The organism is Cuspidothrix issatschenkoi CHARLIE-1, from assembly GCF_002934005.1.
GTDB classification, from domain to species: domain Bacteria; phylum Cyanobacteriota; class Cyanobacteriia; order Cyanobacteriales; family Nostocaceae; genus Cuspidothrix; species Cuspidothrix issatschenkoi.
In genome coordinates this window covers 1-11,629 of sequence record NZ_PGEM01000048.1, presented here as the reverse complement: position 1 = coordinate 11,629, position 11,629 = coordinate 1, and the positions used below count along the sequence as shown (strand labels likewise).

13 protein-coding genes and 1 rRNA gene are annotated in these 11,629 nt (G+C 36.2%); 4 read left to right on the top strand and 10 right to left on the bottom strand.

Annotation, left to right across the window (positions count from 1 at the left end):
* Positions 1 to 150: 150 nt before the first annotated feature.
* On the bottom strand, positions 151 to 1,380 hold the full coding sequence (locus tag CUN59_RS07665; protein ID WP_104387288.1) for a methionine gamma-lyase family protein: 1,230 nt from the start codon (positions 1,378 to 1,380) through the stop codon (positions 151 to 153).
* Between the two features lie 86 nt (positions 1,381 to 1,466).
* Here CUN59_RS07665 and CUN59_RS07660 point away from each other — a divergent pair, with 86 nt between their 5' ends.
* The 3 genes from CUN59_RS07660 to CUN59_RS07650 all read left to right on the top strand — a co-directional run bounded on the left by CUN59_RS07660 (position 1,467) and on the right by CUN59_RS07650 (position 4,821).
* On the top strand, positions 1,467 to 2,282 hold the full coding sequence (locus CUN59_RS07660; RefSeq protein WP_104387287.1) for an acyl-CoA desaturase: 816 nt from the start codon (positions 1,467 to 1,469) through the stop codon (positions 2,280 to 2,282).
* Between the two features lie 250 nt (positions 2,283 to 2,532).
* Entirely contained in the window at positions 2,533 to 3,591 is a 1,059-nt protein-coding gene (locus tag CUN59_RS07655; RefSeq protein ID WP_104387286.1) for a fatty acid desaturase, read from the top strand.
* Between the two features lie 150 nt (positions 3,592 to 3,741).
* The gene (locus tag CUN59_RS07650) at positions 3,742 to 4,821 is read left to right on the top strand and encodes a DUF3474 domain-containing protein (RefSeq protein ID WP_104387289.1); all 1,080 of its coding nucleotides are present in this window, start codon (positions 3,742 to 3,744) and stop codon (positions 4,819 to 4,821) included.
* Positions 4,822 to 5,154: 333 nt separating this feature from the next.
* Here the strand turns inward: CUN59_RS07650 and CUN59_RS07645 are convergent, their stop codons facing one another.
* The 7 genes from CUN59_RS07645 to CUN59_RS07615 all read right to left on the bottom strand — a co-directional run bounded on the left by CUN59_RS07645 (position 5,155) and on the right by CUN59_RS07615 (position 9,175).
* Positions 5,155 to 5,826, bottom strand: a complete 672-nt coding sequence (locus tag CUN59_RS07645) for a Na(+)/H(+) antiporter subunit B (protein ID WP_104387285.1) — start codon at positions 5,824 to 5,826, stop codon at positions 5,155 to 5,157.
* The gene (locus CUN59_RS07640; protein WP_104387284.1) at positions 5,823 to 6,371 is read right to left on the bottom strand and encodes a DUF4040 domain-containing protein; all 549 of its coding nucleotides are present in this window, start codon (positions 6,369 to 6,371) and stop codon (positions 5,823 to 5,825) included. The genes CUN59_RS07645 and CUN59_RS07640 overlap by 4 nt, the downstream gene beginning before the upstream one ends.
* Entirely contained in the window at positions 6,364 to 6,642 is a 279-nt protein-coding gene (locus CUN59_RS07635; RefSeq protein WP_104387283.1) for a monovalent cation/H(+) antiporter subunit G, read from the bottom strand. Before CUN59_RS07635 ends, CUN59_RS07640 begins: the two co-directional genes overlap by 8 nt.
* Entirely contained in the window at positions 6,639 to 6,896 is a 258-nt protein-coding gene (locus CUN59_RS07630) for a hypothetical protein (RefSeq protein WP_104387282.1), read from the bottom strand. Before CUN59_RS07630 ends, CUN59_RS07635 begins: the two co-directional genes overlap by 4 nt.
* 2 nt (positions 6,897 to 6,898) lie before the next feature.
* Complete coding sequence (locus CUN59_RS07625) at positions 6,899 to 7,279, bottom strand: Na+/H+ antiporter subunit E (RefSeq protein ID WP_104387281.1); 381 nt, start codon at positions 7,277 to 7,279, stop codon at positions 6,899 to 6,901.
* Positions 7,276 to 8,709 carry a cation:proton antiporter gene (locus CUN59_RS07620; protein ID WP_104387280.1) on the bottom strand — a complete coding sequence of 478 codons (1,434 nt, stop codon included), beginning with the start codon at positions 8,707 to 8,709 and terminating at the stop codon, positions 7,276 to 7,278. Before CUN59_RS07620 ends, CUN59_RS07625 begins: the two co-directional genes overlap by 4 nt.
* 130 nt (positions 8,710 to 8,839) lie before the next feature.
* Entirely contained in the window at positions 8,840 to 9,175 is a 336-nt protein-coding gene (locus CUN59_RS07615; protein WP_104387279.1) for a cation:proton antiporter subunit C, read from the bottom strand.
* Positions 9,176 to 9,354: 179 nt separating this feature from the next.
* On the opposite strand from CUN59_RS07615, the gene CUN59_RS07610 reads away from it, so the two are divergent.
* Positions 9,355 to 10,488 carry an ATP-binding protein gene (locus CUN59_RS07610; protein ID WP_104387278.1) on the top strand — a complete coding sequence of 378 codons (1,134 nt, stop codon included), beginning with the start codon at positions 9,355 to 9,357 and terminating at the stop codon, positions 10,486 to 10,488.
* A gap of 156 nt (positions 10,489 to 10,644) precedes the next feature.
* Here CUN59_RS07610 and CUN59_RS07605 read toward each other — a convergent pair whose 3' ends face one another.
* Both CUN59_RS07605 and rrf read right to left on the bottom strand, forming a co-directional pair.
* Positions 10,645 to 11,286, bottom strand: coding sequence for a hypothetical protein (locus CUN59_RS07605; RefSeq protein ID WP_104387277.1), 642 nt, complete (start codon positions 11,284 to 11,286; stop codon positions 10,645 to 10,647).
* Positions 11,287 to 11,466: 180 nt separating this feature from the next.
* Positions 11,467 to 11,584, bottom strand: a 5S ribosomal RNA gene (gene rrf / locus CUN59_RS07600).
* Positions 11,585 to 11,629: the final 45 nt, after the last annotated feature.

Here is an 11,629-nt window from a genome sequence, read left to right as displayed (position 1 = left end):
CCTACTTATTGAGCCGATACGTAAAATCTCTGTAAATTTCATCTAAAACATTTAACTGACATTTTTTATTTTTGGGAAAAAGCATTAATTTTTCCCTCTTTCCTCGGCAGAAAAAGCCTCCTTGCTGATATTAATTTGCAGATTAAAGCTTTAACAGTTTGTTACCGCCTCAATAGCTGCTTGTAGTGCTATGGATACATGAGTCCAATGTGTACCGCCCTGACAATAGACAATATAAGGTTCTCTCAAAGGTCCATCTGCTGATAACTCTAGGGTACTGCCTTCAATAAAAGTGCCTCCAGCCATCACTACTTTGCTTTCATAGCCTGGCATATCATCGGGTATGGGGTCGAGATAAGATCCTATGGGTGAATACTGTTGAATCGCTTTGCAGAAGGCAATCAGCTTTTTAGGTGAACCGAGTTTAATAGCTTGGATCACATCGCCTCTGGGTGCTAGAGGTGCAGGGTTGACAGGATAACCAAGTTTATCAAAAACATATCCTGTGAGATATGTTCCTTTCATAGCTTCACCCACCATCTGGGGGGCTAAAAATAAACCCTGGAATAACAGACGGTTTTGGTCAAAAGTCGCACCACCTTCGCTACCAATACCGGGTGCTGTGAGTCTACAAGCCGCAGCCTCTACCAGTTCAGCACGTCCAGCAATATAACCTCCAGCACTGACAACCGTACCTCCAGGATTTTTAATCAATGATCCCGCCATTAAGTCAGCACCAACATGAGTTGGTTCTTGGGTTTCGATAAATTCACCATAACAGTTATCTACAAAACAAACTGTGTGGGGATTTTGCTGTTTGATAATGTGAACAATTTTTTCTATGTCAGCAATGGAAAGACTTGGCCGCCATGAATATCCACAAGAACGCTGAATTAACACTAGCTTTGTATTGTCAGTAATGCTAGTGTTTAGGTTTTCCCAATCTATTTTTCCTTGATCAGTTAATTCCAATTGGCGGTATTTTATGCCAAAATCAATTAGGGAACCTTGGCCTTGTCCTCTCAAGCCAATTACCTCTTCCAAAGTATCGTAGGGAGAACCGACTACTGCTAACATTTCATCCCCAGGGCGAAGAACACCATAGAGCGCGCAGGCGATCGCATGAGTTCCCGAAACAAACTGCACTCGCACCACAGCAGCTTCAGCACCCATCACTTGGGCAAAAACTTTATCTAAAGTTTCTCGTCCTAAATCATCGTGTCCGTAGCCACTTACACCTGCAAAATGGTGTGCGCCAACTCGGTGATGACGAAAGGCATCTAATACTCGTTTAAGATTATGCTTGACCTGAGCGTCAATACCAGAAAAAATTTCTAATAGCGCCTGTTCTGCTTCCCGCAGCTTTTCAAAGCTGTTCATCATTTCCTCATTCAAAAAAATAAAATAGATATGCGGATTTTAGGATCGCGCAGATTAGGCTGAACAATTTCTATTCAGGTTACTGCATGACAATTGCTACTTCTAAACCTCACATTAACTGGGTTAATACCCTATTTTTCGTTGCATTGCACGTCGGCGCTCTATTTGCCCTAGTTCCCAGCAATTTTAGCTGGAATGCAGTTGGTGTTGCTTTATTCCTTTACTGGGTGACTGGAGGTTTAGGTATCACTTTGGGATATCACCGTCTTGTCACTCATCGTAGTTTTCAAACACCCAAATGGTTAGAGTATCTGCTAGTGATTTTTGGGACATTATCTTGTGAAGGTGGTCCAATTGAATGGGTAGGGACACATCGTATTCACCACTTACATTCTGATACTGAATCTGATCCCCATGATTCAAATCAAGGTTTTTGGTGGAGTCACATGGGTTGGATGATTCATTTTGCTCCGGCTCACGATCAAGTTCCTCGCTTCACTAAAGACATTATTGATGACCCAGTTTATCAGTTTTTACAGAAAAATTTCATTTTATTACAAGTTGCCCTGGGTTTAGTTCTCTATTACTTCGGCGGCTGGCCAATGGTAGTTTGGGGAATTTTTGTAAGAATCATCTGGGTTTATCATTGTACTTGGTTAGTAAATAGTGCTACTCATAAATTTGGCTACCGTACTTATGAGTCTGGTGACAAATCAACTAACTGCTGGTGGGTTGCCATCCTAGTTTTTGGAGAAGGTTGGCACAATAACCATCATGCTTTTCAATATTCTGCCCGTCATGGTTTGGAATGGTGGGAAATTGATATGACTTGGATGACTATTCAGTTATTACAATTCCTCGGTCTGGCAACAAATATCAAGTTGGCAGAGAAAAAGGCATAATACAGATTTCATGCTTAAAGTCAATAGTTTGACTGCCATTTTTTTGGGCCGGAGACTATTGACTTTTTGTATGTAAATGCAGTCAAAAATTTTATACTCACCTGACAACTTTAGAAAATTTTAATTGCTAATTAGCTATCCTAAGTTGCACTGATGTTGCTATAATCTCAGAAATTAATGTTACAAAACTTTGCAGCAAGGTACTTTTTTGAGTAACCTTGTGTCGCAACCCGTTCTTTTTCAGGTATTCATGACTACATCACTCATCAAAAGTCAGGAAATAGAAGTCTCTACAGACCTTAGTAGAGACCAACTCAAACTAAAACATATTATCAAAAGTTTGCCCAAGGAATGTTTTCAGAAAAATAGCCGTAAAGCATGGACTACTGTTATTCTCAGTTTATCTATGGCTGCATTAGGCTATTATTTTTTGGCCATTTCACCTTGGTTTCTTCTACCCATAGCATGGATTTTTACAGGAACAGCTTTAACAGGATTTTTTGTTATTGGCCATGACTGCGGACATCGTTCATTTGCTAAACATCGCTGGGTGAATGATTTAGTGGGACATTTCTTCATGATGTTCTTAATTTATCCCTTTCATAGCTGGCGCATTAAACATAATCATCACCATAAACATACAAATAAACTAGATGAGGATAATGCTTGGCATCCTATCAGACCAGAGGTTTTTGAAACCTGGGATAGCACCAGACAGTCTGCTTTTCAATTATTCATGCGGAAGCGTCTGTGGTGGGTAGGTTCTATCGGACATTGGGCAGTTGTACATTTTGATGCGCGTAAGTTCCAGAAAAAAGACCAAGCTAGTGTGAAACTTTCTGTTGCTGTAGTTGTAGCATTTGCGGCAATTGTCTTCCCAACTTTAATTATTACCACTGGTGTTTGGGGCTTTATTAAATTCTGGTTTATTCCTTGGATGGTTTACCATTTTTGGATGAGTACTTTTACGATTGTTCACCATACAACCGCAGATGTTCCTTTTAAAACTGCTGACAAATGGCATGAAGCTTTAGCACAGTTATTTGGAACAGTTCATTGTGATTATCCTCACTGGGTAGAAATTCTTTGTCACGATATCAATGTTCACGTTCCCCATCATATTTCTACCGCAATTCCTTCCTACAATTTGCGGTTAGCTTACAATAGCATCAAAGAAAATTGGGGTGATTACCTCCATGATGAATGTAAGTTTTCCTGGGATTTAATGAAACAAATTACCAATGAATGTCAACTTTATAAAACAGACATTGGTTACACAACTTTTGACCAATATTACTCTCAGAAGTAAAATTCTGTAGTTCGTATTCAGACAATTTTACAAATGATTTAATTAAACAAATTTCAATTTTATTTAAGTCATTTGTTCGTAGTGGATATTGGCTGTATGGGTGGTAATTTCCCACCCCACATTTACCCTGTTCAAATATCATCAAATCCAGTGCAATCAGATACAATTCAATTCAATCAAAATCCTCCTGTTAAATCTTCTCAGGATTCAGAAAAACTTCCTTTTACTCTTCAGGATTTAAAAGCTGCTATTCCTGCTGAGTGTTTTGAACCTAATGTGGTTAAATCACTCTATTATTTCTTCCGTGATGTTGTAATTGTTGCTGGGTTATATGCACTGGCAAATTATCTAGATTCTTGGTATTTCTGGCCAATTTTCTGGGTAATGCAAGGAACAATGTTTTGGGCTTTGTTTGTGATTGGTCATGACTGTGGACACCAATCTTTTTCTAAGCAGAAATGGTTAAATGATTTAGTTGGTCATATCACCCATACTTTCATTCTTGTTCCCTATCATGGTTGGAGAATTAGCCACAGAACCCACCACAAAAATACAGGCAGCTTAGAGAATGATGAAAGCTGGTATCCTTTGAGTGAATCTCAATATCAAAAATTACCTTTCTTACAAAGGCTAGTTCGCTATTATCTATTTTTGCCTCTAGCTTATCCCATTTATTTGTTTCAACGCACACCAGGAAAAAGCGGTTCACATTTCGACCCCAAAAGTTCCTTGTTTAAACCTTCAGAAAAGTGGGATATCATTACCAGCACTACCCTGTGGATTTGTATGGTAGGTTTATTGGGTTTCCTAACCTATCAATGGGGTTGGATGTGGTTGCTAAAATATTACGCTGTTCCTTACGTTGTGTTTGTAATCTGGTTGGATTTGGTGACTTATTTACATCACACAGAACATGATTTACCTTGGTATCGTGGTGATAATTGGAATTTTTTAAAGGGTGCAATTTCTACCATTGATAGAGATTATGGTATTTTTAACCATATCCATCATGATATCGGTACTCATGTTGCTCACCACATTTTTCTGAATATGCCTCATTACAATTTACTGAAAGCGACAGAGGCAATTAAACCAATTATGGGTGAATATTTCCGCGAATCCAAAGAGCCAATTTGGAAATCTTTATGGAATTCAGCAATGAGTTGTCATTTTGTTCCTGATACAGGTAGTAAGGTTTACTACACTTCTAAGAGTCAGAATGGTAAGTGATCAATAAATTATTAGGACTTACGCAAGATGTAACTGAGAATATTATTCTTGCGTAGGGGTAATTCATGAATTACCCCTACTTTCGTTCTGTTTTGCGTAAGTCCTGATTATATACAGCAGAATTCAGGAATAACTGAATCAGTGTGACAATTAGCTTTGTGTATAGGTTCTGTACCCCATTTATCTGTAATCTGCTGTAAATCAAAAGAGTCCGCGCTGGCGGACTGTTTTGTTTCTTATCCTATCTTAACCCATCACTTAGAGCAAACATCACTGATGAACACTAAATTTATTTTTTTTTGCATTTGAATATCTTCAGATCCAAAATTAAAACTACAACAAACCTCGATAACGAATAAAAATCAAAACTACCGCCCAAGAACCTAACGCCACTTTCACCGCCACAATAATATTTAATATCGGCAAAATTCCCCCACTAAAAAGCGTTCCTAACTCTCCGTGTGGTAACTCTAAACCCGATAAAGTTATCACTGATAAAACAATAAAAACTAAAACTGAAACCTTCTCCCAAATAGCTGCATTATAACGTTTATAAATATCCTGCATCCATTGATATGAAGAAGTAATTGCTATCAAACCTATTGCTGTTCCACCCGCGACACCAGCAGCAAAACCACCACCTGGGCTTAAATGTCCCCTAATGGCTAATTCTATACCCACTAACGCGGCAATTGTTGCCCCCAAACGAGCTAAAATAATGGAAGCTTGATCTTTAAATTGATAAATTGTACAGGATGGATTTTCATTAGCTAATAAAAAATTACATCCTAGAATGGCAATTGTAAATACAATCACTTCAAAAATTGTATCATAAAGGCGATTTCTAAAAATAATACCTGATACTGCATTAACAACACCACTTTCAGCAACTACTTTTTCCGTGATAGAAATATCTGTTAGATCAGATAAATTAGATGCTGTATCTGGCATGAACAAAATTTTTAAAAACAAGGCTATTCCCGCCAAAATGTAAACCCATTTCATGAATGTTTCTCCTCTAAATCTAAAACATCAACATAATTTAAAACTGTGTTGTGTGATGAAATTTCACTCTCAATAATGTTATAAATCCGTTGTACCCTAATTTCCGTTTGATAAGTTTCCGCAAATTCTTCACTTGCTTCCATTGGCGCACAGGTAGCATGAACTTCTTTTTCCTTTAACGCATTTTGTAAAGATTGGTGACTGTTGTAAGGTACAATTTCCAACCGCATATAATGTTTACTAAAAATATTGCGAAAGTCGTCTATCAGTGTTTGAAAACTGCTATCTTGATTTTCTATTACACCTAAGCGCAAAACTAAAGAAGAACGAACTGCTATAGCATACAAAGCAACTGATAACATTGTACCCATTAATGCTTCTGTTAAAGCTACGTCTGCTGCACCTAAAACCGCATCTACCAGTGCTGCTACTGCACCCAAAACCCCACGCAAAATTAATGCATGATAAGGGTTAACTTGAGTAACTAATAAACCCGCAGTTAGAGGTAACAAAGCAACAATTATATAGAGATAAGAATCATTCATTTTTCACCTCTTGAGTTGAACAATGTGCAATTACATAACCAAGCATAGTATTCCAAATTGCTAAGGAAATAATACCTAAAACTAATAATGGCCATTTGCTGGGTATTTTCATTAAAATTCCTAAAATAATAATCATTGAACCCAGGGTATCAGCAACAGAAAGACCATGTAATTTGAATAATACTGATTTGTTGCTAACTAAATGAGAAGTACCCCAAAACCAGAAAAATATGCCTATACCTATACAGGTATAACTAATAATATTAATCATACTTCATTTAACCTTCTCAAAATATGTGCTAATAACATAAATCCCGCATTTCCCACACTCAAAATAATTGCTCCTACCACACCAATCATCCAATCATCTCGCAATACAGCAATGACTATAATCATGATGGATACTTTACTGGAAATACTCCCTAAAGCTAACATTAACTGCCAAGTATTATCCGTTTTCCATGCTTCATAAATGGGAATTAATAAAGCCGCTACCATAGCTAATAATACTATTTCTAAATTCATAATTATTTACCTCCTGGTTTAATTTGATGAACTTCATAAAATCCTTCCTCGTCGTGGTTTAAAACGATAGTTTTTGGTGTAAATGTAATTAAAAATATATCCATGAAAACCAACAACGAAGAATGTTTATGTTTGACTTTTTCCCTGACAATTTCTTCATTATTATGGGGAAGTAAAATAATTTCCACTGCTTCTTTAAATGCTACAGGGATGGCAATCATTACTTGAATTAGAACCTTTAACCATTCTGTTAATTTTGCCCGTGATGTATAACCTCTGGGTAAAATTAAAGCGATAATTATGCCAATAATAATATTGGTTGTACTAAAATCAGCGGTCAATAAAAACCAGATTGTGAGTCTTAATATTAAATGTCCGATCATGCTAATGCCATCCAAAATAATACAATTACAGTTAAACTCATTACACCAACTAAATGTTCAAATTTTTCAACTACACGAGGCACATATATAGCTAATTTTTTGAAAATCAAATGATATGCTAACCAACCCACCGCAATAGTGATAATTGCTTTGATAATATCAGCAATATTATAAGCTTTCAAATAGGCGATATTGGCGATAAATAAACCTGTTAATAATAAACTTACCGCTGACCAAAAACCGTATTTTGTTGTTTGTTCATTGTCTTTTTTATGAGGCAGAAAAATAAACTTAGCAAAAGAAATTGCTGTACCTACTGCGGCTACATTCATGGCGATAAATTGCCAAGATGTGATATTTTTTAGGGTTAATACCTTAGCGGAAAAACCTGCTAATAAAGGAAAACCAGAAATTGATAAACTAGCTATAACTAAAGGTATCCAAATTGTGGTATTAATTGATTTATATTGCAGTTCTTTAAAATTGCGACTGGGTAAAGAACCCGCAATTAAAAATAAAGATGATTTGACTAATCCATGTGTAAGTGTGTAAAATCCTCCTACTGCTGGTGCTGCTAAAATAAGTCCTAATTGGGATATAGTACTTAAAGCTAACATCCGTTTTGTATCTTTTTCTAAAACAGCATAGGATGCACCCATTAATGCTGTTCCCACTCCTAAAATAACTACGATATTATTAATTTCTTCAGAAACAGCAGCACATCTTAATAATGGTAAAACACTGGCTTTAATAACAATACCTGAAAGCAATGCAGAAACGGGAGTTTCTGATTCAGAATGGGTTAAAGGTAGCCATAAACCGGATACAAAAATACCAGCTTTTACTAATAGTCCAAGAAAAATTAATGCTAATGCTTCTGGTGGTGCATTTTTTAACCCTACAAAACTAAAAGAGAGATTGTTTTGATAAACTAACACTGCACCAACTAGATAAAATAACATGGATATGTTACTAACAAAAAGATAGCGTAAACCTACCCAAATTGAGCGATCGCTGCGAGGATAAGTAATTAATAAAAAAGCCGCAATTCCGCTTACTTCTAACGCTACATATAAACTCACAAAATCAGCACAGACAAAAGCCGCATTTAAACTACCATGAACTAGCAAAGTTTGGGCATAGAAAAAAGCATTTTTATCACTATGCCAACAATATAAAGCTACAGCAGCAGTAACCAAAGCATTGGTTAATATAAAATACCCACTTAACTGATCAGCTTCTAAAGTGACACCAAAACTATCAAGTAAATTGAGTTTAATTGCTGACGGTTCTAGGAATAGTTGCACAGCATAAGCAGCAGTAATCAATGTTCCCAAAAAAGTCAAATGTCTGTTAAGTTGGGGGACTAAAAAAATGATAAAACCCAAAAAAAATGGAATTCCAACCCAAGCAATTGTTATACTATTCATAGTCTATTCTTATGGTTTATTTTCATGTAAGCATTTAGATTTTTAAGTGTGACAACAAAAACACAAAATTTATTATCTACAGATTGATAAATAAACTATTCTCACTCCTGATTCCTAAATTCTTGTATTTTCATGGTGTATTATTTTTCTCAATTTCACTGCTTTCTAATGTGGGATTATCCTTTGCTAATTTCATGACCCCAACTAACATCAAAGCTTGAATCGAAAAACCGATGACTATAGCTGTTAAAATAACTGCTTGGGGAACAGGATCAGCATAAGCAGCTTTTTTTACATTGGAAATAATGGGGGTAAATAAACCGGTCTTTGATGCAATAAATACATAAAAAGCAATGACTCCTGTACTCATCACATCCATTGAAAGTATCTTCATCACTAGGTTTTTTTTTAAGATGATTCCAAAAAAACCGCACAGTATTGTTGCCAGTACACACGCTTCTAACACGGAAATTACCTATTTAATAAAAGATATGGGAATGTATCCCAGACTTCAGAAGTTGGGAGTTTGATATATTCAGTTTTTGTTTAGTTATTTCAAGTGTTAAAATATTAATAGCACGAATTTATGGTGCTGTATACAGCAAACCACGATATTTTTTATGATGATGATCATAATTACTCTCTATGGTTTATGCTGTGGGTAAGGTAGCAATTAAAACTAAAAGCGAGAAACGAGTGAATTTGAATTTTTCTACCCCCTTACAATTAATTGGGCGCTCCGTAGAATTTCAACGTATTATTGAAATACTTGCTAAAGATGGTGACTTGTTAATTACTGGAGTCCCTGGTAGTGGCAGACGTACCCTAGTTAAAGGTGCAGCAAAAGAGGTTAATACAGTCATCTTAGAAATAGACTGTATTCGTGCTACAGAAGCAGAGAGATTTGTGCAACTATTAGCCGAAGCGATTAGTCAAAACTGGGAAGCCGATAAAATCCAAAACTGGGTGAATGAAAATTCATCGGAATTTTTTAAATTTAATTCTGAAAATCAACTCAAACTTATCCATTCCCTCCAACAAAAACAACTTTGGCAAGCATTCGCCAATTTGCTTAACTTATTAGAAATAATGGCCGTTGACTTAAATCAACGCATATTGTTAATTTTACAAAGTTTTCCCCATATTCGTTCTTGGGATCGTCAAGGTTTGTGGGAAACTACATTCAGGCAAGAAGTTAAAATATATCCTCATGTAAGCTATGTATTAATAGCTACCATAGCTGAGTCTAGCCAACATACAGATGATACCAACTATCCCATAGAAACTATCCAGTTAGCACCTTTAGCAAAAGATGTTGTCGCCCTATGGGCTAGAGAAATTTTACACAATGAGGGACTTACTTTTGATTGTCATAGCCTGGGGTTGCAACTGTTTCTAGAAGCTGTACAGGGTCATACTGGTGATGGTATGGCTATTATTCGGCGTTTGTCTGCGTCCCGTTGTGCCAATACTTTAATTACGGAAGAAGATGTAAAAAAAGCTATCAAAGGATTACTCAAAGATTTATCAATGACCTATGAATCTTTGTTGATGTTATTACCAGCTAATCAAGTACATTTATTAGAATCTTTAGCTATTGATCCTACTGATAAACCCCAAAGTAAAGAGTATATTCAAAAACATGGACTTTCACGAGGAGGGAGTCTTCAAGGTGCATTAACAGGTTTACAGCACAAAGGTTTAATTTATAATGCTGAAAATGGGTATCGGTTAGCAATGCCTTTATTAGCTTTGTGGTTAAAAGAAAGATTACATTGATAATTAAACATCTACTTATAGGGGACATTCTTATGATAAAAATCATGGTCTTGTCACATCATTCTATTTTTATCAAATCCCGTAAATCTTTCAGATACCCGACTTCTTATAAAATTCGGGTATCTTGTTGTTCATATTTTTTGTCTAAATATTGAGTTAGAGAGGATTATTTTCCATGAAACTTTGTATTTTTGCATTAAGTATTTTTTCAGCTTCACGCTTCATAGATACTGCTTGTTCTTTAGCGTTTTGAATTAGTTTATCATTTTCTTCCTTAATAGGTTTCCCGTTCTCCATCACAAGTGCATAAAAAGGTACAATCAGAAAAATCAGAAATGCCAAAAATGGAACAAAAGGAGTAATTATTAGTATTAAGCCAATAGCAAGACAACCGCAGCCCAATATTGCGTTGTTATTTTCTTCCCTCTTTTTTCCTTCTTCTGTTGCATAAGCAATAAGTTGATCAGCTTGTTTTTCTATCTCTGGTATTTCTTTTAAATAACTACCTACTTCAGATATAAAATTATTCATGTATACACGGTTATGGTATATAGCTAAATTTAGTTCTGCACCTGTGCAATTTTTAATAATTTGCAGAAGCTTAAATAATTCTTCAGCTTTCCAAGATGTTCCACAATCTAGACAGGCATTGACATTTCTATCTTCACCTGTAACAGCCCCAACAGCCGCACCTACAACACCAAATAAAGCATATCCGACTATAGCATTTCCCCAGTTCACATCAGTTTCCTGTTTAAGTTGGATGTGACCAGAACCACAATTAGGACAATTAGCCATGATAGAACCCCTTTGGTACTGCTATGCTTACAGCAGTATTACATTTATCTGCTCATAATGCAATTGTTAAATTAACTTTTTGACACACATGGGGACAAGCTCACCGCAGTCATCGCTAAAAAATTATCGGACAAAACAAAACCCCCTCATAATTAAATGAGAGGGTATGTTAAAAAATAAACCTGGCATCGAGCTATTTTGACGTAGGGCTACCCCTAAACTATCGTCGCCGCAGCAGCGTTTCACCTCTGAGTTCGGGAAGGGATCAGTGTGGTTCCACCGCGCCATAGACACCAGGAAAACCCGTTGAGAAGTCAAAAATCAAAAGTCAAAAGTCAAAAAT